19 protein-coding genes and 2 rRNA genes are annotated in these 25,744 nt (G+C 58.7%); 10 read left to right on the plus strand and 11 right to left on the minus strand.

Annotated elements, in window-relative coordinates:
- Positions 1 to 319: 319 nt before the first annotated feature.
- Positions 320 to 757, minus strand: coding sequence for a hypothetical protein (locus ACOYXG_RS17895; protein ID WP_027611444.1), 438 nt, complete (start codon positions 755 to 757; stop codon positions 320 to 322).
- A 103-nt stretch (positions 758 to 860) separates the two neighbouring features.
- Between ACOYXG_RS17895 and ACOYXG_RS17900 the strand changes: the two genes are divergently transcribed.
- The gene (locus ACOYXG_RS17900) at positions 861 to 1,298 is read left to right on the plus strand and encodes a universal stress protein (RefSeq protein WP_027611443.1); all 438 of its coding nucleotides are present in this window, start codon (positions 861 to 863) and stop codon (positions 1,296 to 1,298) included.
- A 173-nt stretch (positions 1,299 to 1,471) separates the two neighbouring features.
- On the opposite strand, the gene ACOYXG_RS17905 is transcribed toward ACOYXG_RS17900, so the two are convergent.
- Entirely contained in the window at positions 1,472 to 3,394 is a 1,923-nt protein-coding gene (locus tag ACOYXG_RS17905; protein WP_460353161.1) for an ATP-binding cassette domain-containing protein, read from the minus strand.
- Between the two features lie 214 nt (positions 3,395 to 3,608).
- On the opposite strand from ACOYXG_RS17905, the gene ACOYXG_RS17910 reads away from it, so the two are divergent.
- Positions 3,609 to 5,537: a transglycosylase SLT domain-containing protein gene (locus ACOYXG_RS17910; protein ID WP_460353164.1), complete on the plus strand. Its 1,929-nt coding sequence runs from the start codon at positions 3,609 to 3,611 to the stop codon at positions 5,535 to 5,537.
- Positions 5,538 to 5,622: 85 nt separating this feature from the next.
- On the opposite strand, the gene ACOYXG_RS17915 is transcribed toward ACOYXG_RS17910, so the two are convergent.
- Positions 5,623 to 7,401 (minus strand): ABC transporter transmembrane domain-containing protein, encoded by a 1,779-nt coding sequence (locus ACOYXG_RS17915; RefSeq protein WP_027611440.1) that lies wholly within the window; start codon positions 7,399 to 7,401, stop codon positions 5,623 to 5,625.
- 256 nt (positions 7,402 to 7,657) lie between these two features.
- Here ACOYXG_RS17915 and ACOYXG_RS17920 point away from each other — a divergent pair, with 256 nt between their 5' ends.
- Positions 7,658 to 7,837 (plus strand): PA1571 family protein, encoded by a 180-nt coding sequence (locus ACOYXG_RS17920; RefSeq protein ID WP_027611439.1) that lies wholly within the window; start codon positions 7,658 to 7,660, stop codon positions 7,835 to 7,837.
- Between the two features lie 163 nt (positions 7,838 to 8,000).
- Here ACOYXG_RS17920 and pdxB read toward each other — a convergent pair whose 3' ends face one another.
- The gene (gene pdxB, locus ACOYXG_RS17925) at positions 8,001 to 9,143 is read right to left on the minus strand and encodes a 4-phosphoerythronate dehydrogenase PdxB (RefSeq protein WP_027611438.1); all 1,143 of its coding nucleotides are present in this window, start codon (positions 9,141 to 9,143) and stop codon (positions 8,001 to 8,003) included.
- A gap of 171 nt (positions 9,144 to 9,314) precedes the next feature.
- Here pdxB and ACOYXG_RS17930 point away from each other — a divergent pair, with 171 nt between their 5' ends.
- Positions 9,315 to 10,724, plus strand: a complete 1,410-nt coding sequence (locus ACOYXG_RS17930; RefSeq protein ID WP_460353168.1) for an MATE family efflux transporter — start codon at positions 9,315 to 9,317, stop codon at positions 10,722 to 10,724.
- A gap of 138 nt (positions 10,725 to 10,862) precedes the next feature.
- Here the strand turns inward: ACOYXG_RS17930 and tusA are convergent, their stop codons facing one another.
- The gene (gene tusA / locus ACOYXG_RS17935; RefSeq protein WP_003226616.1) at positions 10,863 to 11,114 is read right to left on the minus strand and encodes a sulfurtransferase TusA; all 252 of its coding nucleotides are present in this window, start codon (positions 11,112 to 11,114) and stop codon (positions 10,863 to 10,865) included.
- A gap of 115 nt (positions 11,115 to 11,229) precedes the next feature.
- Positions 11,230 to 12,303 carry a 23S rRNA (cytidine(2498)-2'-O)-methyltransferase RlmM gene (rlmM, locus tag ACOYXG_RS17940; protein WP_460353171.1) on the minus strand — a complete coding sequence of 358 codons (1,074 nt, stop codon included), beginning with the start codon at positions 12,301 to 12,303 and terminating at the stop codon, positions 11,230 to 11,232.
- A gap of 222 nt (positions 12,304 to 12,525) precedes the next feature.
- Here rlmM and acnA point away from each other — a divergent pair, with 222 nt between their 5' ends.
- Positions 12,526 to 15,267 carry an aconitate hydratase AcnA gene (acnA, locus tag ACOYXG_RS17945; RefSeq protein WP_460353174.1) on the plus strand — a complete coding sequence of 914 codons (2,742 nt, stop codon included), beginning with the start codon at positions 12,526 to 12,528 and terminating at the stop codon, positions 15,265 to 15,267.
- Positions 15,268 to 15,620: 353 nt separating this feature from the next.
- On the opposite strand, the gene ACOYXG_RS17950 is transcribed toward acnA, so the two are convergent.
- Both ACOYXG_RS17950 and ACOYXG_RS17955 read right to left on the minus strand, forming a co-directional pair.
- Positions 15,621 to 16,442, minus strand: a complete 822-nt coding sequence (locus tag ACOYXG_RS17950; RefSeq protein WP_460353177.1) for an aminoglycoside phosphotransferase family protein — start codon at positions 16,440 to 16,442, stop codon at positions 15,621 to 15,623.
- Positions 16,429 to 16,917, minus strand: a complete 489-nt coding sequence (locus tag ACOYXG_RS17955) for an SRPBCC family protein (protein ID WP_096797186.1) — start codon at positions 16,915 to 16,917, stop codon at positions 16,429 to 16,431. Before ACOYXG_RS17955 ends, ACOYXG_RS17950 begins: the two co-directional genes overlap by 14 nt.
- Positions 16,918 to 17,114: 197 nt before the next feature.
- Here ACOYXG_RS17955 and ACOYXG_RS17960 point away from each other — a divergent pair, with 197 nt between their 5' ends.
- The 5 genes from ACOYXG_RS17960 (at position 17,115) to ACOYXG_RS17980 (ending at position 20,288) form a co-directional block, all read left to right on the plus strand.
- Positions 17,115 to 18,035: an ADP-ribosylglycohydrolase family protein gene (locus ACOYXG_RS17960; protein WP_460353180.1), complete on the plus strand. Its 921-nt coding sequence runs from the start codon at positions 17,115 to 17,117 to the stop codon at positions 18,033 to 18,035.
- Between the two features lie 56 nt (positions 18,036 to 18,091).
- Positions 18,092 to 18,496: a lysozyme inhibitor LprI family protein gene (locus ACOYXG_RS17965; protein ID WP_150369303.1), complete on the plus strand. Its 405-nt coding sequence runs from the start codon at positions 18,092 to 18,094 to the stop codon at positions 18,494 to 18,496.
- Between the two features lie 220 nt (positions 18,497 to 18,716).
- Positions 18,717 to 19,322, plus strand: coding sequence for a DUF2975 domain-containing protein (locus tag ACOYXG_RS17970; protein WP_095140016.1), 606 nt, complete (start codon positions 18,717 to 18,719; stop codon positions 19,320 to 19,322).
- Between the two features lie 9 nt (positions 19,323 to 19,331).
- Entirely contained in the window at positions 19,332 to 19,538 is a 207-nt protein-coding gene (locus ACOYXG_RS17975; RefSeq protein WP_003226632.1) for a helix-turn-helix domain-containing protein, read from the plus strand.
- A gap of 78 nt (positions 19,539 to 19,616) precedes the next feature.
- On the plus strand, positions 19,617 to 20,288 hold the full coding sequence (locus ACOYXG_RS17980) for a hypothetical protein (RefSeq protein WP_097088530.1): 672 nt from the start codon (positions 19,617 to 19,619) through the stop codon (positions 20,286 to 20,288).
- Positions 20,289 to 20,356: 68 nt separating this feature from the next.
- Here the strand turns inward: ACOYXG_RS17980 and mrdA are convergent, their stop codons facing one another.
- The 3 genes from mrdA to ACOYXG_RS17995 form a co-directional block, all read right to left on the minus strand.
- Entirely contained in the window at positions 20,357 to 22,249 is a 1,893-nt protein-coding gene (mrdA, locus tag ACOYXG_RS17985; protein WP_027611428.1) for a penicillin-binding protein 2, read from the minus strand.
- Positions 22,250 to 22,485: 236 nt separating this feature from the next.
- Positions 22,486 to 22,601 (minus strand): 5S ribosomal RNA (rrf, locus tag ACOYXG_RS17990).
- A gap of 153 nt (positions 22,602 to 22,754) precedes the next feature.
- A 23S ribosomal RNA gene (locus tag ACOYXG_RS17995) occupies positions 22,755 to 25,646 on the minus strand.
- Positions 25,647 to 25,744: the final 98 nt, after the last annotated feature.

Below are 25,744 nucleotides of genomic sequence, written 5' to 3' on the forward strand. Positions count from 1 at the left end.
ACAATTGTCAATCGCCCAAAATACGGGTTGAAATGCGACTTTGTGGTCATTTCCGTTGCACACAGATCCGCAACACGCAGCTGCATGCAAAGCCATTCATAGAATCAATAGTTAGAAAAGTCGCCCTAATTCCCGGCGAGCCTTGTTTAACAGGCTACGCTGGCTGGACTACAGGGAGAATCGCTGACCGCGAAAAGCCAAGGCAGCGATAAAAACAGTTACCGGCCTGCCTGGCCACCCCGCCCGATGAATCATGTCGGGCTTTTTATTGCTCGTCTGCCGGACGCTCCCCACCCTTGCAGTGGGAAAAGTCCGCGAGTCAGGCCAGCGCTTTCAGAGTCGCGTCGATATCCTGCAAAACCGTGGCTTCGCCCTTCTCGCCCCAGTACAGCGCGATCATCTGCTTGTCGGCCTCGACCTTGAACACGTTGCCCGGCAACTTTTCGAAATGATCGAGCAGCAACCGGTCCTCGCAGACTTCCTGCCACTGATTGACCCATACCCCCGGCGATTTCTGCCAGTAGGTCCAGCACGCCGGCTGAGTGCCACGCCGTGGCCGATGATATTGCGCGCACGGGCTGGGCGGCTCCTGAGACAGCCAGTGCGGCCACTCCTGAGGCGCCAGCTGCATGGCCAGCCCGATGCGTCGCGCCTCCATGCGCAGGGCCATCCGGCCGCTCTGCACGCGCGACGGGCGCAACCACGCCAGTGGACTCAAAACCACCAGCAGGATTGACACCACCAACCAGACCGTCATATCTCTACTCCCGACTTAAGGTGAGCGCATTGTGTCACTTTGGAACCAATGCGCTTGAAACCAGCCATACTTAACAATATTGAACCGTCACGAGGAGCACCTCATGCCCTACAACCATATCCTGGTCGCCGTAGACCTGACCGAAGAGTGCGACCCTGTGATTCACCGCGCCCGCGAGCTGTCGGCGAGCAATGGCGCCAAGCTGTCGCTGGTGCATATCGTCGAACCGATGGCCATGGCGTTCGGCGGCGATGTGCCGATGGATCTGTCACAACTGCAACAGCAGCAGTTCGATCAGGCCAAGGAGCGTCTTGAGCGCCTGAAAGCCAAATATGCCGAGCTCGAAGGCGCCAATTGCCACCTGACCTATGGCCAGCCACGTCAGGAGATCCATCATTTCGCCAAGGAAAACTCGTGCGATCTTATCGTGGTCGGCAGCCATGGCCGTCACGGTCTGGCACTGTTGCTGGGCTCCACGGCCAATGACGTGCTGCATGGCGCGCCTTGCGATGTTTTGGCGGTACACCTGGTCAAACGTTGAAACACTGATCATTGTGGGAGCGAGCCTGCTCGCGAAGGCGTCGGCACATCAGCATTAATGCCGCATGACATACCGCATTCGCGAGCAGGCTCGCTCCCACATTAGGTCTCCACCCGTATATGAAAAGCCCGGCGCTCATCACTGAACGCCGGGCTTTTTCATGGCCGGATCAATCAGGCATCCAGCTCGGCCCAACGCTCGACCAGCGTATCGAGCTCAGCCTGCAACTGCTCCAGCGAAGCAATCACCTTGGCCGTTTCTGCTGGCGGACGCTGATAGAAGCCGGCCTCGGCCATTTCAGCCTCGACGGCCGCGATCTGCTGCTCCTTGGCATCGATATCACCCGGCAACGCTTCCAGCTCGCGCTGCAGCTTGTAGCTCAGCTTCTTCTTGGCTGCCGGCGCGGCAGCGACAGGTGCGGCAACCACGGCTGGCTCAGCGGTGACCACCGCCGAATTCAGGTCAGCCTTGCCCGACTTGCTCTCGGTCACGCCCAGCAGGCGCGGCGAGCCGCCCTGACGAATCCAGTCCTGATAGCCACCGACGTATTCCCGCACCTTGCCTTCACCTTCGAAGACCAGGGTGCTGGTGACCACGTTGTCGAGGAATGCCCGGTCGTGACTGACCATCAGCACAGTGCCGTTGAAGGTCAGCAGCACTTCTTCGAGCAGCTCGAGGGTTTCCACGTCGAGGTCGTTGGTCGGTTCGTCGAGTACCAGCAGGTTCGCCGGTTTGCTGAACAGTTTGGCCAGCAGCAAGCGCGCACGCTCACCACCGGACAGCGCCTTGACCGGCGTGCGCGCACGCTGCGGGCTGAACAGGAAGTCACCGAGGTAGCTCAGGACGTGGCGGCTCTGGCCGTCGATATCGATGAAGTCGCGACCTTCGGCGACGTTGTCGATCACGGTCTTTTCCAGATCCAGCTGATGGCGCAACTGGTCGAAGTAGGCCACGTCAATCCGGGTGCCCTCTTCCACTTTGCCGCTGGTCGGTTGCAGACCATTGAGCATCAGCTTCAGCAGGGTGGTCTTGCCGGTACCGTTGGCGCCGAGCAGGCCGATACGGTCGCCGCGCTGCAGGACCATCGAGAAGTCCTTGATCAGGTACGGACCGTCCGGGTGATGGAAGCTGACATTTTCCAACACCATCACTTGCTTGCCGGACTTGTCGGCAGTTTCCAGCTGGATATTCGCCTTGCCGGTCCGCTCGCGACGCTCGCTGCGCTCAACACGCAGGGCTTTCAGGGCGCGCACACGGCCTTCGTTACGGGTCCGACGAGCCTTGATGCCCTGACGGATCCACACTTCTTCCTGGGCCAGACGCTTGTCGAACAGCGCGTTGGCGGTTTCTTCAGCGGCCAGCGCGGCTTCTTTGTGCACGAGGAAGCTGGCGTAATCGCCGTTCCAGTCGATCAGGCCGCCGCGATCCAGTTCGAGGATGCGCGTGGCGAGGTTCTGCAAGAAGGAGCGGTCGTGCGTGATGAACAGTACGGCGCCCTGGAAATCCTTAAGGGCTTCTTCGAGCCAGGCAATCGCACCGATGTCCAGGTGGTTGGTCGGCTCGTCGAGCAGCAGCAGATCCGGCTCGGATACCAGCGCCTGCGCCAGCAGCACGCGACGACGCCAGCCGCCGGACAATTCGGCGAGGGTCTTGTCGGCCGGCAGTTGCAGGCGGCTCAGAGTGCTGTCGACCAGGGTCTGCAAGCGCCAGCCGTCACGGGCTTCGAGGTCGTGCTGGACGTGCATCAGCTTGTCCAGATCGGCGTCGGTGACGATGTTCTGGCTCAGGTGATGATATTCGGCGAGCAAGGCGCCAACGCCGTCGAGGCCTTCGGCAACCACGTCGAATACGGTCCGCCCGTCGGCCACTGGCAACTCTTGCGGCAATTCGCCGATTTTCAGACCGGGGGCACGCCACACCGAGCCGTCATCGGGCTTCTGGTCGCCCTTGACCAGTTTCATCATGCTGGATTTGCCAGTGCCGTTGCGGCCGATGATGCACACCCGCTCACCACGGGCGATCTGCCAGGACACCTTGTCCAACAACGGCATCGCGCCGAATGCAAGGGACACATCGCTGAATTTGAGCAGGGTCATGAGCTTCTCCAAAAACCGGGCGCGCATTCTACCTGATTCAGGCCCTCAGCAGGCCGGCAATTTGTCTGCCGAAGCACTCTGCACAACATTTGTTGCGAACTTGTGCTGCGAGACCGGCAAAGCTTTCGCCCGTTGCTGGCAAAAGGCTAAGCTACAGACAATTCAGTGCTGGCCGCGGCCGGTGCTTGTCATGATTTCTCTGCCCGGATGTCTCATGCGCAGTCGCCTTTTCAGTGTCTTGTCCTGTTTGCTACTTACCGCCGCTGCCGCTCAATCCGCCCAGGCGGTGGACCTGTCCACCCAACGCCAGTATTACGATGAAGCCAAACGCGCCCTGGCCAAGGGCGATACCGGCCCGTACTTCCGTTACAGCCAGGCCCTCGCCGATTACCCGCTGGAACCGTATCTGGCCTACGACGAACTGACCGCGCGTCTGAAAACCGCGAGCAACGCCGAAATCGAGAAGTTCCTCGCCGAGCACGGCGACCTGCCCCAGGCCAACTGGATGAAGCTGCGCTGGTTGCGCTGGCTCGCCGACCGTGGCGATTGGGCGACCTTCACCAAGTATTACGATCCGAAACTCAACTTCACCGAACTGGACTGCCTCAATGCGCAGTACCAGATCAGCAGTGGCCACAAGGCCGAGGGCTATGCCAACGCCGACAAACTGTGGCTGACCGGCAAATCGCAACCGGCCGCCTGTGACGGGCTGTTCGGGATCTGGGCCGCCGACGGCCAGCTGACCGAACAGAAACGCTGGGAACGCACCAAACTCGCCGCCCAGGCGCGTAACTATCCACTGGCCAACAGCCTGGTCAACGGCCTGACCACCCTCGCCCCGCGCGGTCGGCTGCTGGTGGATGTCGCGCAAAAACCCGAGCTGCTCAATCAACCATCGCGCTTCACCCCGGCCGACGAGCCGATGTCCGACGTGGTCAGCCTCGGCCTGCGCCGCCTCGCCCGTCAGGATCCGGACAAGGCCATGGCGCTGCTCGACGGATACGCCAGCAGCATGCATTTCTCCCGTGACGAGAAGGTCGCGATCGCCCGGGAAATCGGCCTGACCCTGGCCCGGCGTTTCGACAGCCGCGCGCTGGACGTGATGACCAAGTACGACCCGGAACTGCGCGACAACACCGTGTCCGAATGGCGCCTGCGACTGCTGCTGCGTCTGGCACGCTGGGACGATGCCTATCAGTTGACCCGACGCCTGCCGCAGGATCTGGCGACCACCAACCGCTGGCGCTACTGGCAGGCGCGCAGTCTGGAACTGGCCCAGCCACAAAACCCGGAAGCACAGACCCTTTACAAAAACCTTGCGCGCGAACGTGACTTCTACGGTTTCCTCGCCGCCGACCGCTCGCAATCGCCGTACTCGCTGAACAACAAGCCGCTGGTCCTCAGCCAGGCGCTGATCAACAAGGTGCGCAACACCCCGGGCGTACGCCGCGCGCTGGAATTCCATGCGCGTGGGCAGATCGTTGACGGGCGCCGCGAGTGGTATCACGTCAGTCGCCATTTCAATCGTGACGAAATGGTCGCTCAGGCCAAACTGGCCTACGACCTGAAATGGTATTTCCCGGCCATCCGCACCATCAGTCAGGCGCAATACTGGGACGACCTGGATATCCGCTTCCCGATGGCCCACCGCGACACCCTGGTGCGTGAAGCCAAGACGCGCGGCCTGCACTCAAGCTGGGTGTTCGCCATCACCCGCCAGGAAAGTGCCTTCATGGACGACGCCCGCTCCGGCGTTGGTGCCAGCGGTCTGATGCAGTTGATGCCCGGCACTGCCAAGGAAACCGCACGCAAGTTCAGCATCCCGCTGGCCTCGCCGCAACAAGTGCTCGATCCGGACAAGAACATCCAGCTCGGCGCCGCTTACCTGAGCCAGGTACACAGCCAGTTCAACGGCAACCGCGTGCTCGCCTCCGCCGCCTACAACGCCGGCCCCGGCCGCGTGCGCCAGTGGCTGCGCGGTGCCGATCACCTGAGCTTCGACGTGTGGGTGGAAAGCATCCCGTTCGACGAAACCCGCCAGTACGTGCAAAACGTGCTGTCATACTCGGTGATCTACGGGCAGAAGCTCAATTCGCCGCAGCCGCTGGTGGACTGGCATGAGCGGTATTTCGACGATCAATGACAGGTGCTGAATACCTGAAATGAAAAATGCCCGCATCAATCGATGCGGGCATTTTTTTTGCCGTCAGCAAAGATCTGCGGCAGTTCTACACCGCCACCGCATGCCCGTCGTTGAACTGCAGCGCTGCCAACCGGGCATACAGCGGATTGCTTACGATCAGTTCCTGATGGGTACCGATGGCCACCAGGCTACCCTGATCCATCACCGCGATCCGGTCGGCGTTTTTCACTGTGGCCAGGCGATGCGCGATTACCAATGTGGTGCGATTTTGCATCAGGCTTGGCAACGCTTCCTGAATCAAGTGTTCGCTCTGCGCATCGAGGGCGCTGGTGGCTTCGTCCAGCAGCAGAATCGGCGCATCCACCAGCAACGCGCGGGCAATCGCCAGGCGTTGACGCTGGCCGCCGGAAAGTCCGAGGCCGGCGTCCCCCAAGTGGGTCTGATAGCCATTGGGCATCTTCTCGATGAAGTCATGGGCGTGGGCAATTCTTGCCGCTTCCTTGACCTGTTCCAGCGTCGCATCTGCATTGCCGTAACGAATATTCTCTTCGACGCTGCCGAAAAACAGCGCAGGCGATTGCGAGACCAGGGCGAAATTGCGCCGCAGATCCAGCGGGTCGAGGCTGGTCAGCGGCACACCATCTATCAGGATCCGGCCTTCAAGCGGGTCGTAGAAGCGCAACAGCAAGTCATACACCGTGGACTTGCCGGCCCCGGATGGCCCGACAAGGGCCAGGGTCTCGCCGGCCCTGATGGTCAGGCTCAAGCCGTTGACGGCGTAGCTGTCCGGACGTGACGGGTAGGAGAAACGCACATTCTGCAATTGCAGCTCGCCCTTGATCCGTTCTGGCAATGTCACCAGTCCGATGCTCGGTGGCTGGATGATGTTCTGCGAACTGAGCAGTTCCGCAATGCGCTCAGCGGCACCCGCCGCACGCTGCAACTCGCCGATGACTTCACTCAACGTGCCGATCGCACTGCCGACGATCAGGCTGTAGAAAACGAACGCTGCCAGCTCACCACCGGTAATGCGCCCTGCAATCACGTCCATGCCGCCGACCCACAACATCACCGCTACCGCGCCGAGCACCAGCACGATCACCACGGTGATCATCCAGGAGCGCTGAAAGATGCGCTTGCGCGCGGTATCGAACGCGTCCTCGACCGTCGTGGCAAAACGCCGCTCGTCCTGCACCTGATGGTTGTAGGCCTGCACGGTCTTGATCTGGCCAAGGGTCTCGGAAACATAGCTGCCGATGTCGGCGACCCGATCCTGGCTCAACCGCGACAGATTGCGCACGCGCCGACCGAAAATCAGAATCGGCGCGACCACGAACGGCAAGGCAATCACCACGATGCTGGTGAGTTTCGGGTTGGTGATAAACAGCAGGACCACCCCGCCGATCACCATCAACAGGTTGCGCAAAAACATCGACAGTGACGAGCCGATCACCGATTGCAGCAACGTGGTGTCGGCAGTCAGTCGGGACTGGATCTCCGAACTGCGGTTGTTTTCGTAAAACCCGGGATGCAGGTACACCAGATGGTTGAACACCTCGCGCCGGATATCCGCCACACAGCGCTCACCGATCCACGATACCCAGTAAAACCGTGCAAACGTGCCGACCGCCAGGCCCAGTACCATCAGCATGAAGATGCCGATGCTCTGGTTCAGTTGGTGCGGCGACTGCGTCATGAAGCCCCGATCGACCAGCAATTTGATCCCCTGCCCCATCGACAAAGTGACGGCCGCGGTGACGATCAGCGCCAGCAGCGCAGCGCCGACTTGCCAACGATAAGGCGCCAGAAACCGGCTGGTCAGACTCAGCGCTCGACGGTGCCGGGAAGAAAGCTTCGAGATCATTCAGGTACACATCCGTGTTGGTGAAAGGGCTAGCCTAAACCTTCTATGGGGCGGAACTCTGTAAATCACAATGAGTCAGGTTAAATATGCCCCCAAAGACTAGGCCATAGTTGCTATTGGTCTAATGTCCCGGTTGAGACGAGCGGTCATTTCTGTTGGACTGGAGGTGCCGCTTTTGACAGACCCAAGGGTGTTGTCACAGCCTGGTCACGTGGCGGTTTTAATCTACGTGCACAACCTGATGAGGAGACAGGCCATGTCCTTGCAACACAGCAGCGATGACAAGATTCAAGTGATCCGCACCAAGCCCGGCCAACCTCTGGGTTGCTCGATTATCGACAAGGATGGGCGTGAAGTACCGATCACTGAAGACATGATCCAGGACGCGTGCCGCGAACTGGAGAAGCGATTGGTCAAGCCTGCCGAACAAAAGTGATATAGCCACCGTCTTCCTGACCCGGCCCCTGGTTGGCCGGGTTTTTTCTGCCTGCCGTTCTCTTCTGTTCTGTGTAGGAGCTGCCGAAGGCTGCGATCCTTTGATTTTGTTTCTCAGAGGCAAGATCAAAAAATCGCAGCCTTCGGCAGCTCCTACAGGATTTTCAGACAGCCACCGCCCCCAGCGCCGCCACAATCTGTTGCAACTGCGGCGAATCACCGTCGATCCGCACCTTCAACCCCTCGATCTCGCGCCGCACCGGATACTGCTTGCGCAACACATCGAAGGCCGCACGCTGTTCAGTGACATTGCCTACAAGACTGCGGCGAAAATCCGCATCATCGCGGCGCGGGTCGTACACCCCGCGGCACAACATCGCCAGCGCCCAGGCCGGATCGCTGTCGGCGTGCAGGGTCACTTCTGACAGCCACGGTGCCGGCAACAGGTCACTGAGCTGGATGCTCGGCAGTTGACCGATAAATGCGCAATAGGCCTGATAAATCTGCGCCGTCCCGCGCTGTTTGCCATCGAGGCTGTAACCGGCAATGTGCGGCGTGGCGAGCACGCAGAGTTCGGCGAGGGCGACATCGACTTCAGGCTCGGCTTCCCAGACGTCGAGCACCGCTTGCAGGTCTTCACGCGCAAGCAGCACTTTGCGCAACGCAGCGTTATCCACCACCGGGCCACGCGCGGCATTGATCAGCCAGGTGCCGGGTTGGAGCTGTTGCAAACGCTGTTCGTCAAACAGATGCCAGGTCGCGCCTTCGCCGGTGCGCGTCAGCGGCGTGTGCAGGCTGATCACGTCGCACTGCTCGATGATCTGCTCGAGGCTGACATAATCGCCGCCCTCGGCCGCCTGACGCGGCGGGTCGCAAACTTTGACATTCCAGCCCAGGCCCTTGAGGACCTTGATCAGCCGCCCACCAACTTCACCGGCGCCGATCACACCGTACGTACGTTGCGGCAAATCAACGCCTTCGATTTCCGCCAGGGTCATCAGGCTGCCCAGCACGTAGTCGACCACGCCTCGCGCATTGCAACCGGGTGCGCTGGACCAGCTGATGCCGGCCTCGTTGAAATAATCGAGATCCAGATGATCGGTACCAATGGTGCAGGTGCCGACGAAACGCACTTTGCTGCCTTCGAGCAACGCGCGGTTGACGTTGGTCACCGAGCGCACCAGCAACACATCGGCCTGCTCGACCGTTGCACGATCGATGGAACGGCCCGGCACCCGGCGGATCTCGCCGAAACCGGCAAAAAAGGCATCGAGCAGCGGAATATTTTCGTCGGCAACAATCAGCATGGCGGGCTCCTTGAGGGGATCGGCAGTTTAGGTGCAGATCCACCGTTGGGCCAGCGCCACAGTGGATGGCATCGATGATTACAAATCCGCAACAGAGGATTTTTCCTGACTGTCACGTCAGCGGCGTAGAATGCGGCGCCTTGCGCATCAACACCTGTGGACGCTTTGCCTGTGAATTCTGTTACTGATCAACCTCTCGCTGCCTCACTCACCCGCCCCGCGCGAATTCGCCTGGAGTTCAGGAACCTGCTCGCCCTGGCCTTGCCGATCATCATCGCGCAGCTGGCGACTACCGCGATGGGCTTCGTCGATGCGGTGATGGCCGGCCGCGTCGGGCCGAAAGATCTGGCGGCGGTAGCGCTGGGCAACTCGATCTGGGTCCCGGTGTTTCTGCTGATGACCGGCACCCTGCTGGCCACCACGCCGAAAGTCGCCCAGCGTTTTGGCGCTGGCACCCACAGTGAAATCGGCCCGATCGTGCGTCAGGCGCTGTGGCTGGCGCTGGTGGTGGGCCTGATCGCGACAGCAATGCTGGTCGCCGCCGAACCGGTGCTGCACCTGATGAAGGTCGATCCCGAGCTGATCGGCCCGTGCATGCAATACCTGCACGGCATTGCCAGCGGTCTGCCGGCGGTGGCGTTCTATCATGTGCTGCGCTGCACCAGTGACGGCATCGGCCGTACCCGCCCGGCGATGGTGCTGGGGCTGTGCGGTCTGGCGCTGAACATTCCGCTGAACTACATCTTCATCTATGGTCACTTCGGCGTGCCGGCCATGGGCGGCGTGGGTTGCGGCTGGGCCACGGCCATCGTGATGTGGGTCATGGTGCTGGGGCTGGCCGGTTACGAGCGCTGGGCGCCGGCCTATCGTTCGAGCGAGATCTTCAGCCGTTTCGACTGGCCACAATGGGCGGTGATCAAGCGTCTGCTGGCGATCGGTCTGCCGATTGGCATCGCGGTGTTTGCCGAGTCGAGCATCTTTGCAGTGATCGCCCTGCTGATCGGCAGCCTTGGCGCCACCGTGGTGGCCGGGCATCAGATCGCGCTGAACGTCAGCTCGCTGGTGTTCATGATTCCGTATTCGCTAGGTATGGCGGTGACCGTACGCGTCGGCCAGGCCTTGGGCCGTGAAGAGCCGCGTGAAGCACGCTTTGCAGCCGGCGTCGGCATGGGCACTGCACTGGCTTACGCCTGTATTTCGGCGAGCATGATGCTGTTGCTGCGCGAGCCGATTGCGTCGATCTATACGGCTGATCCGACGGTGATCCATATCGCGGCGATGCTGATTGTGTACTCGGCGCTGTTTCAGTTTTCCGATGCGATCCAAGTGACGGCTGCCGGCGCTCTGCGCGGTTATCAGGACACCCGGGTGACGATGATCCTGACCCTGTTCGCCTACTGGGGCATCGGCCTGCCGGTGGGTTATGCCCTCGGCCTGACCGACTGGCTCGGCGAACCGCGTGGCCCGAGCGGCTTGTGGCAGGGTTTGATCGTCGGTTTGAGCTGCGCGGCACTCATGCTGTCGATCCGCCTGACCCGAAGTGCGCGCAAGCGTATTCGGATCAGTCGCAGCGCCGGCTAAAACCCTTACGCAGGATAAAAAAAATGTGGGAGCGGGCTTGCTCGCGAAAGTGGTGTTTCAGTCGACATTTACAGTGACTGACACACCGCTTTCGCGAGCAAGCCCGCTCCCACATTGGGTTTTGCGTTTGCCTGAGGGTCAGGCTTGTTTCTTGCGGATCCAGTACAGATAAGTACCAGCCTCTTCGTGCTGGCCCACCAGTTCGTGGTCGAGAAACACGCAGAACTTGGGAATGTCGCGACGGGTCGAGGGATCGGTGGCAATCACCTTGAGCAGGCCGCCAGGTACCAGGTCTCGGATGTGCTGGTGCAGCATCATCACCGGTTCCGGGCAATTGAGACCGGTGGCGTCGAGGGTGCCGTCGACCGGCGTATCGATCATTTCACTCATGATTCACTCCTGAAACTGGCCGGCATTGTCGCGCATTGCCGGGTGCTCAGTCATCTGTAGCGAGGGGATTTATCCCCTCATCACAGAGATCATTTCCACAGGGTTTAGTGGTGACTCAGCGGGATTTGGTTTTCTTGATGTCATGCCGACGCAGATGGCAGGTCACTTCCTCGCGGTCGTGATACAGCTGCTTGCAGCCAATATCCACCTTGATCCCACGCGCCTTGAAGCCATCGGCGATGCGTTCGAGCAAGCGCTTCACTTCGGCATAGCGCTGTTTCATCGGCAGTTTGAGGTTGACCACCGCTTCGCGGCAGTGGCCCTCGCCGATCCACTCTTCAAGCATCGCCGCGTTACGCGCCGGCTTCTCGACGATGTCGCAGACCATCCAGTCCACCGGCTGCTTGGGCTTGAAGGTGAAGCCGTCGGCCATCAAGTGCTGCACCAGCCCGGTGTCCATCAGACTTTCAGCCATCGGGCCGTTGTCGATGGCGGTCACCAGCATGCCGCGGTTAACCAATTGCCAGGTCCAGCCGCCCGGTGCTGCGCCGAGATCGACGCCGGTCATGTCGCTGTGCAGGCGCTCGTCCCACTGATCACGCGGGATGAAGTGGTGCCAGGCCTCCTCCAGCTTCAAGGTCGAACGGCTTGGCGCCTCGCGCGGAAACTTCAGGCGCGGAATGCCCATCGGCCACATCGCCGAGTTGCCGGCGTCGGCCATGCCGAGAAACACTTCGCGACCACTCTTGAAGGTCAGCAGCAGGCGCGGTTTGTTCGCGTCGTCCACCAGTTTGCCGGCGCCGGTCAGTGCCTTGCGCAGCGGGCCTTCGAATTTCTTGCAGAAGTTCGACAGCTCTTTACCGTCGTTGGTGTCGACCACTTCCAGCCACAGGCTGCCGCAGACCGGGAAGTCCGCCATGTGCTCGAGGATCACGCTGATGCGGTCGGTTTCCGGCAGATTGATGAAAACGCCCCGCGCCCATTGCCGCGGGAAAATCAGCTCGGCGAAGCGTTGGCCGCGCATCAGGCGCTCGGCACCGTCTGCTTCGGTGCAGACAAACTCGGCGTACGCGGTGGCCGGTTTGGCCTTGGCGTAACCGGCCACGTTGAGGTGGGCGGCGAGGTCGGAAATCTCCGAACAGACTTCGCCTTCGAAGCCTGGCCGGCAATGCATGAATAGGGTGTTCATTCTTACTCCTGGGCAGAGGGCGGACATTCGGCCCCTGCACGCTGCTCAAGCCTTGCGGTGAAGCAAAGCCTGTCACGAAAACCGGCGCATGATAGCCGATGTCGGAACCTTGGACTTGCCCATAGAGTCCAGTTATTAGCCAGCTACTGAAAACAGGGCTACGTTGATAGCTCTGCCCGTCCCCTCCGTCCGTAGCCGTGCGGACTCAAAGGAGTGATCGTAATGCCGTCCCTCGATAGTCTGAAGACCCTTAAAACTCTACAAATCGACGATAAGACCTACCACTATTTCAGCCTGCCCGATGCCGCCAAGAGCCTTGGCAATATCGACCAGCTACCGATGTCGCTGAAAGTCCTGCTGGAAAACCTGCTGCGCTGGGAAGATGAAAAAACTGTCACTGGCGCCGACCTCAAGGCCATCGCTGCCTGGCTCAAGGAGCACCGCTCCGACCGGGAAATCCAGTACCGCCCGGCTCGGGTATTGATGCAAGACTTTACCGGTGTACCTGCGGTGGTGGATCTCGCCGCGATGCGCGCCGCCATGGCCAAGGCCGGCGGTGATCCGCAGCGAATCAACCCGCTGTCGCCGGTGGATCTGGTGATCGACCACTCGGTGATGGTCGACAAATTCGCCACCCCGAGCGCCTTCGAACAGAACGTCGACATAGAAATGCAGCGCAACGGCGAGCGTTATGCGTTCCTGCGCTGGGGCCAGAGCGCCTTCGATAACTTCAGCGTGGTGCCACCAGGCACCGGGATCTGCCACCAGGTCAACCTCGAATACCTCGGGCGCACGGTGTGGACCAAGGATGAGGACGGCCGCACCTACGCCTTCCCCGACACCCTGGTCGGCACCGACTCCCATACCACCATGATCAACGGCCTTGGCGTACTCGGCTGGGGCGTTGGCGGGATCGAGGCAGAAGCGGCGATGCTCGGCCAACCGGTGTCGATGCTGATTCCGGAAGTGATCGGTTTCAAACTCACCGGCAAACTCAAGGAAGGCATCACCGCCACCGACCTGGTGCTGACCGTCACGCAGATGCTGCGCAAAAAAGGGGTGGTCGGCAAATTCGTCGAATTCTACGGCGACGGTCTCGCCGACCTGCCACTGGCCGACCGCGCGACCATCGCCAACATGGCCCCGGAATATGGCGCGACCTGCGGCTTCTTTCCGGTCGATGACGTAACCCTCGAATACCTGCGCCTGTCCGGTCGCCCGGCCGAAGTGGTGAAACTGGTCGAGGCCTACACCAAGGCCCAGGGCCTATGGCGCCTTCCCGGTCAGGAACCGGTGTTCACCGACAGCCTGGCGCTGGACATGGGCAGCGTCGAAGCCAGTCTGGCCGGACCAAAGCGCCCGCAGGATCGGGTTTCGCTGCCGAACGTGGCGCAGGCCTTCAGTGACTTCATGGACCTGCAATTCAAGCCCACCAGCAAAGAAGAAGGCCGTCTGGAAAGCGAGGGCGGCGGTGGCGTGGCCGTGGGTAACGCCGATCTGGTCGGCGAAACCGAGTACGAATACGAAGGCCACACCTATCGCCTGAAAAACGGCGCGGTGGTAATCGCCGCGATCACCTCCTGCACCAACACCTCCAACCCGAGCGTGATGATGGCGGCCGGTCTGCTGGCGAAAAAAGCCGTGGAAAAAGGCCTGACCCGCAAGCCGTGGGTCAAGAGTTCGCTGGCACCCGGGTCGAAAGTGGTCACCGACTACTACAAGGCGGCGGGGCTGACGCAATACCTCGATCAACTGGGCTTTTCGCTGGTCGGTTATGGCTGCACCACGTGCATCGGCAACTCCGGGCCACTGCCGGAACCGATCGAGAAAGCCATTCAGAAAGCCGACCTCACCGTGGCGTCGGTGCTCTCCGGCAACCGCAACTTCGAAGGCCGGGTGCATCCGCTGGTCAAGACCAACTGGCTGGCCTCGCCACCGCTGGTGGTCGCCTACGCCTTGGCCGGCAGCGTGCGCACCGACATCAGCACTGAACCGCTGGGTAATGACCAGCAAGGCAATCCGGTTTACCTGCGCGACATCTGGCCGAGCAGCAAGGAAATCGCCGAGGCGGTGAATCAGGTGAACACCGCGATGTTCCACAAGGAATACGCCGAAGTGTTTGCCGGCGACGAGCAATGGCAAGCGATCCAGGTGCCGCAGGCCGCCACCTATGTGTGGCAGGACGATTCGACCTACATCCAGCATCCACCGTTCTTCGACGACATTTCCGGACCTTTGCCGGTGATCACCGACGTCAAGGGCGCGCGGGTTCTGGCGCTGTTGGGCGATTCAGTAACCACTGACCACATCTCCCCTGCCGGTAACATCAAAGCTGACAGTCCGGCCGGGCGCTATCTGCGCGAAAAAGGCGTGGAGCCGCGGGACTTCAACTCCTATGGCTCACGGCGTGGCAACCACGAAGTGATGATGCGCGGCACATTCGCCAACATCCGCATTCGTAACGAGATGCTCGGCGGCGAAGAAGGTGGCAACACGATCTACATCCCGAGCGGCGAGAAAATGCCGATTTATGATGCCGCCATGCTGTATCAGGCCTCGGGCACGCCGCTGGTGGTGATCGCCGGTCAGGAATACGGTACCGGCTCCAGCCGTGACTGGGCGGCCAAAGGCACCAACCTGCTGGGCGTCAAAGCGGTGATCGCTGAAAGCTTCGAGCGTATCCACCGTTCCAACCTGGTGGGCATGGGCGTGTTGCCGCTGCAGTTCAAGCTCGATCAGAACCGCAAGAGCCTGAACCTCACCGGCAAGGAAACCCTGGATATTCAGGGCCTGACCGGTGTCGAGCTGACCCCGCGCATGAACCTGACGCTGGTGATCACCCGTGAAGACGGGCGCCAGGAGAAAATCGAGGTGCTGTGCCGCATCGATACGTTAAATGAGGTGGAGTACTTCAAGTCCGGCGGGATTCTGCACTACGTGTTGCGGCAGCTGATCGCCTCTTGATTGCTTGATTCCTGTGGTGAGGGGATTTTTCCCCGATGGACTGCGCAGCGGGCCCTTTTTTGGGTCGCTTCGCTACCCATCGGGGATAAATCCCCTCGCTACAGATGCTCGACACAAGCACTTTTCTGCAGGCGAAAAAAAACCCGCCGAAGCGGGTTTTTCCCAAGACCATTATCGACTCCCTGTCGGCAGCGATCCTTGCTATGGTCGATCATCCGTGATCCTGAAACACTCCCTGTGTCTCAGTTGATGGGTGTAGATTACGCGGTGGATCCAATCGGCAATAGTCGCAAAAGCTACCACCGCGTGTAAGACATTCGCTATACCAGCCCTTCCGAAAACCCTTAGCCCTCTCAGTCATCCAGCAGGCAAGCGGCGATTTGCGCGATCTGCAGCTGTTGGGCAGCCTGTTGCTGCACATCGTCCTCCAGGAACCAGGCGGCCGACAATCCGGCAAACGCCAGCACCCATTGCAGCAAGCGTCGGCGATCAAGCCCGGACGCCTCGACGATCACCTCGACCTGCCGGCGCAATCGCTGTGAATCGCCAGCCGTCGGCAAGTCCGGGTTGCAGATCAGGTTGGCGTAGTCATAACCGCGCTCGCCGCGTACTCGTTTGGGATCAATAGCGAGCCAGCCGTGTGCAGCAAAATCGAGAACATTGTCGTGGTGCATGTCACCGTGCAGCACCACCACGTCCTGCGGATCTGCGAGCAAGGCTTCAGCCGCTCGCAGGCTCAGGGCATAGGTCCCGCCATGTTCGGCCGCGGCCACGCGCAGCGAGGCGAACCACGGTGCCAGCTCCACCAGCGGCGGTGGCGGCGTCGGGCGCGGCGCATGCAAGCGCGCTAGTGTCGTGCACATGATCTGCGTGGCTTCGTCGTCTTCACCGTTGAGCGCCATGTGCATCAACGAACGCCGGCCCATGGCCCGTTCCAGCAACAAACCTTCCTCGTGATGGGCCAGCACCTGCGCTGCGCCCTCACCGTCCCACCAAGTCATCAGTCGATTGCCGAATTGCTCGTCGGTATCCAGCGCAACCTTGAGCATGGCCGGCGTTTCGCCAAAACGCACCGGCAACAGACGGCTGCCGGGGGTGATGATCGGCTCACCGTCCGGCACCAGCGCCCAGCGTTGCAACCAGGGTTCGAAGATTGCGCAGTCAGTCACCGTCACGCTCGCGCGCCTTCGCGCTTTCGGCGAGAAACTGTTCAAGTCGACTCAGCTGTTCCTCCCAGCCACGGCTGTCCATGTAATACGCCTCCTTCTGCCGCACGTCGGGAATGTGCGCGAAGCCGGACTCGGACACTTTGAGCAAAGTGCCACCCTCGTAATCCTGCAGCTCGAACTTGACCAGCGTCGTCGGCTCCTGTGAATAGTCGATCTGTGGATTGACCGCGTACGGGTGCCAGCGAAACGAAAACAACTGCTGTGGCTCGACCCGCTCGACGAGCACGTTCCACAACACGTGTTCATAACCAGGATACGTGACCTGCCCTTGCGTCCATTCCCCGGCAATGAACCGCCTGCCCTCCAGCGCCACACCAAACCACTGGCCAAAAGCCTCGGCATCGACCAATGCGCGCCAGACATAAGAACGCGGCGCCTTGAGCGTGATTTTGCGTTCGAAACTATTGGGTACCGGTTTCATAAGTCACCTCCTGTTTTGAACAGTAGGCTTGTATGACCACATGTCCAACCTGAAGTTGTATCAAAGGGCTGCACCTGTTCAGTCCAAAGGAAACATTCGGCGGCATTTCCGATCGTTGAATGAGTGAATGACTGACGCAACCCTCTCGCTGAACCTGTTACCTTTTCCAGCGAAATGGAAACAAACAAGGACGAAGCATGCAGCCATCTCTATCCGAACGTTATCGTGGCGCTCTGCTCGGTCTCGCTTGCGGCGACGCCGTCGGCACCACGGTGGAGTTCAAGCCACGAGGCTCATTCCAGCCGCTGACGGACATGGTCGGCGGTGGCCCCTTTCACTTGAAGCCCGGGCAATGGACGGATGACACCTCGATGGCGCTTTGCCTGGCGGAGAGTCTTCTGAGCAAAAACACATTCGATGCGGCGGACCAGATGGGACGCTATCTAAACTGGTGGCGGTGGGGATATCTGAGCTCGACGGGGGATTGTTTCGATATTGGCATGACCGTCAGTCAGGCACTGTCGCAGTATCAGCAAACCGGTCAGCCCTTTGCCGGGTCAACCGACCCGTTTACCGCCGGCAACGGCTCGCTCATGCGTTTGGCGCCGGTGGTGCTGTTTTTCTTCCCTGACGTCCAGCAGATTCGCAACTTCGCCAGCGACAGTTCGCGGACAACCCACGCGGCCCCTGAAGCCATCGAATGCTGTCAATTGTTTGCCGAACTGATCGCCAACGCGCTGTTCGGTACCTGCAAAAACGAACTGTGCAGGCTGCCGCGCTCAGCTTTCACTGAGCCTAAAGTTGCCGCGATTGCTCGGGGAGATTATCTGGCCAAATCAGTCAATGATATCCGTGGCAGCGGCTACAGCGTTGAGTCGTTGGAAGCCGCGCTGTGGTGTTTTCATTACACCGACAGTTTTACAGCGGCGATTCTGCAAGCCGCCAACCTCGGCGATGATGCTGACACCACTGCCGCGATCGTCGGTCAATTGGCCGGGGCCTATTATGGCGTTCGGGCGATTCCTGCTCACTGGCTGGAAATACTTCATGACGGCGAGGAGATTGCAGCCACAGCGGATCGCCTGCTCGAAGCCTCCCGACTGCGCGTTCCTGAATAGAAGCACCACAGCCGCTAAACTGCTCTGCACTTTCATCCGACACAGTGAGATTAACCATGCTCCCACGCCTGCTCCTGGCCCTGACACCCGTCCTGTTCACGCCTCTCGCCCACGCCGCCGTCGACTGCGCCAACGCCAGCGATCAGGCCACCATGAACCAGTGCGCCGGGCAGGAATTCAAGGCAGCGGACAAGCAGCTGAACGCGGTGTATCAGCAGATCACCGGTCGTTTGAAGGACAACGCCGACGCCAAAAAGCTGCTGGTGAGCGCGCAGCGGGCGTGGATCGGCTTTCGTGATGCCGAATGCAAGTTTTCCGCGTCCGGTGTGGACGGCGGGAGTGTTTATCCATTGATTTACAGCAATTGCCTGACCGAGGTGACCAAGGTGCGGGTCGAGGCGCTGAAGCAGTATTTGAAGTGTCAGGAAGGTGACTTGAGTTGCCCGGTGCCAGGGGCCTGATGTAGCAGGGGTTTCAGTTTCGCCGACAGGTTTGTTGATTCCCCACTCGGAGCACCTGTCGGCGCGCTGGCCAGCCTACCGACTCCCCGCACCATTGCGAGCGACCATGCGGAGCCGGATCAGAAGAGGATACCAAAACAACAAAATCAAAATTAATTATTGTTATTAGATAATTTATCATCGAGAATTCGCTACCAAATTGTAGCAACCAGGAATTTTCATGAGTACTCACATCAACGGATTGGCGCTGCAGCGCATGCATTGGATCGGGCTGCTGGCAGCAATTCTCGTCTGGGTTCTGGGGGTAACGGAGGTCGGCGGCAACGCAACGATCTGGTTCTTCAAAAAGGATGAAATGCTGGCGGGCCTGCTCTATGCCTTTGCTGAGGGCTCGCCGCAATTGCTTGACCCGTTTGTCGAAGGTGCACTGCTTGATCCCGACACCTGGCTGTCATCAACGGTCACGGCGCTGATCGTCTTTCTGGATTTCCTGCCCGTGGTCCTGTCGGCTTACGCGTTATGGCTGACCGGTTTGTTCTTTTTGCGCTTGTCGCGCGGCGAAACCTGGACCGACCGCAACATCAGGGTTCTCTGGCGAGTAGGCGTGCTTTGCATCGTTTCTCCGGCAACCTACCCGCTAATAGAGACCTTGCAAGGTCTGGCGTTGTCGATAGATCTGCCGCCGGGGGATCGGATTTTCCAGTTCTCGATCGGCATGTCTTCCGCTTCTGCCTACGAAATAATCAAAGGCGTATTACTCTGTATTTTTTCAATTATCATGCGTGACGCAAAAGTACTCAGCGATGAGCAAAGCCAATACATATAGAACAATATAATGACCATTATTGTCCGCCTTGACGTAGTCATGGCCACGCAAAAAATTCGTTCAAAAGAGTTAGCCGCCCTGCTCGGGATCACCGAGGCGAATCTGTCATTGCTCAAAAACGGCAAAGTCAAAGGCGTGAAGATGGCAACTCTGGACAAGCTCTGCGCTGCGCTCGATTGCCAGCCGGGCGATCTGCTGGAATACCAGAAAGACTAGCCCGCTGGCGGCGGTTTATTTATCGCCCCCTCATCCGTTTAACTTTTATTCAATCCTTAGTTGCAAGGCGTCTTTGTCATGTCCCGTTATTTGTTCTGCGTCCTATTAATGCTGACCGCGTTGCTTGGCGGCTGCGCCACGCAAATAGACGTAGCACTCAACGCAATACCTGATCCGGACTATCCGTTCGATCGAAAGGCAACCGTGCTGGTGACCTCGACCAACAGCGCCGATGAGAACGCACTGAATGCCCGCTACTATCTTCGCGACATGGTCAACGCACTGAAAGACAGAGGCTTTCAGGAGGTTTATACCGACGCCAGCCTGCCCAGGAATCACGCGCCGATCAAAATGACCGTCACTCTCGATATCGGCAGCCGGCAAGTGTCTTATCGCTATACCGCCACCGACTATGGGCAAGTTCCAACCAGCACTACGACCGTGTGCAAGAACGCCAAGAAGAAAGATGACCGACTGACCTGCACCAGTAAGCCCAATACAACCTATGGCCCGGTGGGAACGTCAGAGCGTATCGGCTACACCACCCTCAGTACCTTCACTGTCACCGCCCGGGATGAGGCGAGTAAGCGCACGGTGTATCTGCTGCGGGCGTCGTCTTATAACGAGGACTGTCAGGCCGCCAAGGTCGAAGCGTTTCTGGTCGAGCAAGGCCTGCAGAACCTGAACTTCCAGGACCGCATGCAACGCAACTACAGCGTCACGATGCCCGAGGGTTACAGCTGCAAGTAGTCAGTTGCCCAAACGTGAGAGCTTCACAGCTCAGCCGGCGTGAGGCGGTGCTGTGAAGCTGACTCGGGTTAGACGTGGGGATCACCCGGCGGCTTGGCCGGCGCCGCGTATTGCGGCTTGAGGTGGCCGTCCTGGTCCAGTAACCAGGCGTCCATGATCTGTCGCACCACAGGGCCGGCCACTCGACCACCGGCCTCACCGTTTTCGATCATCACCGAGATGGCGATCTTCGGGTGCTCTGCCGGAGCGAAACCAACAAACAAGGCGTTGTCGCGATGACGTTCGAGGGTTTTCTCGCGGTTGTAGCGCTCGCCCTGCTTGATCGCAACCACTTGCGCGGTACCACTCTTACCGGCAATGCGATACTGCGCACCTGCCGCTGCGGCGCGCGCGATACCTCGGGCATCGTGCATCACCATCTGCATCCCGTGGTTGACCTGATCCCAGTCACGCGGATTCTTCAGCAGAATGTTCGGCATCGGATGCTCGTCGACCGGCGCCACACCATCGACTGTCTTCGCCAGGTGCGGACGATTCCATACGCCCTTGTTGGCAATCAGTGCGGTGGCCTGAGCCAGTTGTAGCGGCGTGACCTGCATGTAACCCTGCCCAATCCCGAGGATCACCGTTTCCCCCGGGAACCAGGCCTGACGGCGCGTGGCACGCTTCCAGGCCTGAGACGGCATCAAACCGGGCGACTCTTCGAACATGTCCAGCGAGACCTTTTCGCCAAGGCCGAACATCGCCATGTAGTCGTGCAGGCGATCGATGCCGAGCTTGTGTGCCAGGTCGTAGAAGTAGGTGTCGTTGGAGCGCATGATTGCCGCGTCCATGTCCACCCAGCCATCGCCACTGTGGTTCCAGTTGCGGTACTTGTGATCGAAATCCGGGAGTTGGTAGTAGCCTGGGTCAAAGACGCGGGTCTGCGGCGTCACGACACCGGCATCGAGGCCGGCGATTGCCACTTCCGGCTTGATGGTCGAGCCCGGCGCATAGAGGCCGCGCAACACACGGTTGAACAGCGGGCGGTCGATGGAATCGCGTAGCGCCGAGTATTCCTTGGAGCTGATGCCAGTGACGAACAGGTTCGGGTCGAAACTCGGATTGCTGACCATGGCCAGCACTTCACCGGTGGACGGGTCTAGAGCCACCACCGAGCCACGTCGGTCGCCCAGTGCGGCTTCGGCAGCCTCCTGCAGTTTGACGTCGAGACTTAGAACGATGTTTTTGCCAGGGACCGGATCGGTGTGCTTGAGCACGCGTAGCACCCGGCCTTGGGCGTTGGTCTCAACCTCTTCATAACCGACGTGGCCATGCAGCTGCGCCTCATAGAAACGTTCAATGCCGGTTTTACCGATGGATTGTGTGCCGCGGTACTCTACCGAATCGAGGGTCTTGGATTCTTTTTCGTTGATCCGGCCAACGTAGCCGATCGAATGCGCGAAGTGCGCCCCCAACGGGTAATGCCGAACGAACTGCGGCTCGACATCAAGGCCCGGCAGACGGAACTCGTTAACCGCCAACACGGCGATTTGTTCCTCCGTCAGCTCGTAGAACAGTGTCACCGGGGTGAATGGGTGACGGGACTGCTTCATGGCCTTATCGAAAATCGTACGATCTTCGGCGGGTAAATGCAGCAGATTGATTACCTCGTCCAGCTCCTGATTAACATCAGTGGCGCGTTCGCGGGTAATGATCAGGTTGTAACTGGGACGGTTATCAGCGAGCAGCACACCATTGCGATCGTAGATCAGGCCTCTTGTCGGCGGAATCGGCAAGACGTGCACGCGGTTGTTTTCAGAGATGGTCGAGTGGTAGTCGTATTCAACCACTTGCAGGATGTACAGGCGTACCACCAGCGCGCAACTGATGGCAAAGACGAACAGAGCGCAGGCGATCAACCGCTTGTTGACCAGACGCGTCTCTTTTTCGTGATCCTTGATCGGGATGGGTTCAGGCATTTCTACAGCAACTCTTTGACATAAATTGAGTGCCGATCCGTGGGCATGACATCAGTCCGTTAAAAAACGAGCTGCACCATACCAAAAACCGAGTGGTCACTTCAGAAGGATTTTCCCTAATGGCAGTCCCGGCGACGGTTGGAACTCTCGTGCCGTCTGACTCTGGCGAGAGGAGCACTTTCCTGCGGGCAAAACAAAACCCCAACTGCTTTCGCAATTGGGGTTTCGGAATTTAATCTTGACGATGACCTACTCTCACATGGGGAAACCCCACACTACCATCGGCGATGCATCGTTTCACTTCTGAGTTCGGGATGGGATCAGGTGGTTCCAACGCTCTATGGTCGTCAAGAAATTCGGGTACTGACTCGTGACCGGTTGGCCTCGCTTCAGCAAATCGGGTATGTGATACAGGTGTTTGTGAGCATCGCGAACTTTCGGTTCATTGCGTCTTCACACACCGCAATCTGGTCTCTTTCGAGCATGCAGATTGCTTGGGTGTTATATGGTCAAGCCTCACGGGCAATTAGTATTGGTTAGCTCAACGCCTCACAGCGCTTACACACCCAACCTATCAACGTCGTAGTCTTCGACGGCCCTTCAGGGAACTCAAGGTTCCAGTGAGATCTCATCTTGAGGCAAGTTTCCCGCTTAGATGCTTTCAGCGGTTATCTTTCCCGAACATAGCTACCCGGCAATGCCACTGGCGTGACAACCGGAACACCAGAGGTTCGTCCACTCCGGTCCTCTCGTACTAGGAGCAGCCCCTCTCAAATCTCAAACGTCCACGGCAGATAGGGACCGAACTGTCTCACGACGTTCTAAACCCAGCTCGCGTACCACTTTAAATGGCGAACAGCCATACCCTTGGGACCGGCTTCAGCCCCAGGATGTGATGAGCCGACATCGAGGTGCCAAACACCGCCGTCGATATGAACTCTTGGGCGGTATCAGCCTGTTATCCCCGGAGTACCTTTTATCCGTTGAGCGATGGCCCTTCCATACAGAACCACCGGATCACTAAGACCTACTTTCGTACCTGCTCGACGTGTCTGTCTCGCAGTCAAGCGCGCTTTTGCCTTTATACTCTACGACCGATTTCCGACCGGTCTGAGCGCACCTTCGTACTCCTCCGTTACTCTTTAGGAGGAGACCGCCCCAGTCAAACTACCCACCATACACTGTCCTCGATCCGGATAACGGACCTGAGTTAGAACCTCAAAGTTGCCAGGGTGGTATTTCAAGGATGGCTCCACGCGAACTGGCGTCCACGCTTCAAAGCCTCCCACCTATCCTACACAAGCAAATTCAAAGTCCAGTGCAAAGCTATAGTAAAGGTTCACGGGGTCTTTCCGTCTAGCCGCGGATACACTGCATCTTCACAGCGATTTCAATTTCACTGAGTCTCGGGTGGAGACAGCGCCGCCATCGTTACGCCATTCGTGCAGGTCGGAACTTACCCGACAAGGAATTTCGCTACCTTAGGACCGTTATAGTTACGGCCGCCGTTTACCGGGGCTTCGATCAAGAGCTTCGCGTTAGCTAACCCCATCAATTAACCTTCCGGCACCGGGCAGGCGTCACACCCTATACGTCCACTTTCGTGTTTGCAGAGTGCTGTGTTTTTAATAAACAGTCGCAGCGGCCTGGTATCTTCGACCGGCATGAGCTTACGGAGCAAGTCCTTCACCCTCACCGGCGCACCTTCTCCCGAAGTTACGGTGCCATTTTGCCTAGTTCCTTCACCCGAGTTCTCTCAAGCGCCTTGGTATTCTCTACCCAACCACCTGTGTCGGTTTGGGGTACGGTTCCTGATTATCTGAAGCTTAGAAGCTTTTCTTGGAAGCATGGCATCAACCACTTCGTCACCTAAAAGGTAACTCGTCATCAGCTCTCGGCCTTGAGATCCCGGATTTACCTAAGATCTCAGCCTACCACCTTAAACTTGGACAACCAACGCCAAGCTGGCCTAGCCTTCTCCGTCCCTCCATCGCAATAACCAGAAGTACAGGAATATTAACCTGTTTTCCATCGACTACGCTTTTCAGCCTCGCCTTAGGGACCGACTAACCCTGCGTCGATTAACGTTGCGCAGGAAACCTTGGTCTTTCGGCGTGGGTGTTTTTCACACCCATTGTCGTTACTCATGTCAGCATTCGCACTTCTGATACCTCCAGCAAGCTTCTCAACTCACCTTCACAGGCTTACAGAACGCTCCTCTACCGCATCACTTGCGTGATACCCGTAGCTTCGGTGTATGGTTTGAGCCCCGTTACATCTTCCGCGCAGGCCGACTCGACTAGTGAGCTATTACGCTTTCTTTAAAGGGTGGCTGCTTCTAAGCCAACCTCCTAGCTGTCTAAGCCTTCCCACATCGTTTCCCACTTAACCATAACTTTGGGACCTTAGCTGACGGTCTGGGTTGTTTCCCTTTTCACGACGGACGTTAGCACCCGCCGTGTGTCTCCCATGCTCGGCACTTGTAGGTATTCGGAGTTTGCATCGGTTTGGTAAGTCGGGATGACCCCCTAGCCGAAACAGTGCTCTACCCCCTACAGTGATACATGAGGCGCTACCTAAATAGCTTTCGAGGAGAACCAGCTATCTCCGAGCTTGATTAGCCTTTCACTCCGATCCACAGGTCATCCGCTAACTTTTCAACGGTAGTCGGTTCGGTCCTCCAGTCAGTGTTACCTAACCTTCAACCTGCCCATGGATAGATCGCCCGGTTTCGGGTCTATTCCCAGCGACTAGACGCCCTATTAAGACTCGCTTTCGCTACGCCTCCCCTATTCGGTTAAGCTCGCCACTGAAAATAAGTCGCTGACCCATTATACAAAAGGTACGCAGTCACCCAACAAAATGGGCTCCCACTGCTTGTACGCATACGGTTTCAGGATCTATTTCACTCCCCTCTCCGGGGTTCTTTTCGCCTTTCCCTCACGGTACTAGTTCACTATCGGTCAGTCAGTAGTATTTAGCCTTGGAGGATGGTCCCCCCATATTCAGACAAAGTTTCTCGTGCTCCGTCCTACTCGATTTCATGACTAAGAGACTTTCGCGTACAGGGCTATCACCCACTATGGCCGCACTTTCCAGAGCGTTCCGCTAATCTCAAAGCCACTTAAGGGCTAGTCCCCGTTCGCTCGCCACTACTAAGGGAATCTCGGTTGATTTCTTTTCCTCAGGGTACTTAGATGTTTCAGTTCCCCTGGTTCGCCTCTTGCACCTATGTATTCAGTACAAGATAACCATCTTGTGATGGCTGGGTTCCCCCATTCAGACATCTCCGGATCAAAGTCTGTTTGCCGACTCCCCGAAGCTTTTCGCAGGCTACCACGTCTTTCATCGCCTCTGACTGCCAAGGCATCCACCGTATGCGCTTCTTCACTTGACCATATAACCCCAAGCAATCTGGTTATACTGTGAAGACGACATTCGCCGAAAATTCGCAAAACTCTTAAGAGTCACTCACAAATTTTACCTTAGCCTGAT

The sequence above is a fragment of the Pseudomonas sp. G3-39 genome, assembly GCF_054790485.1.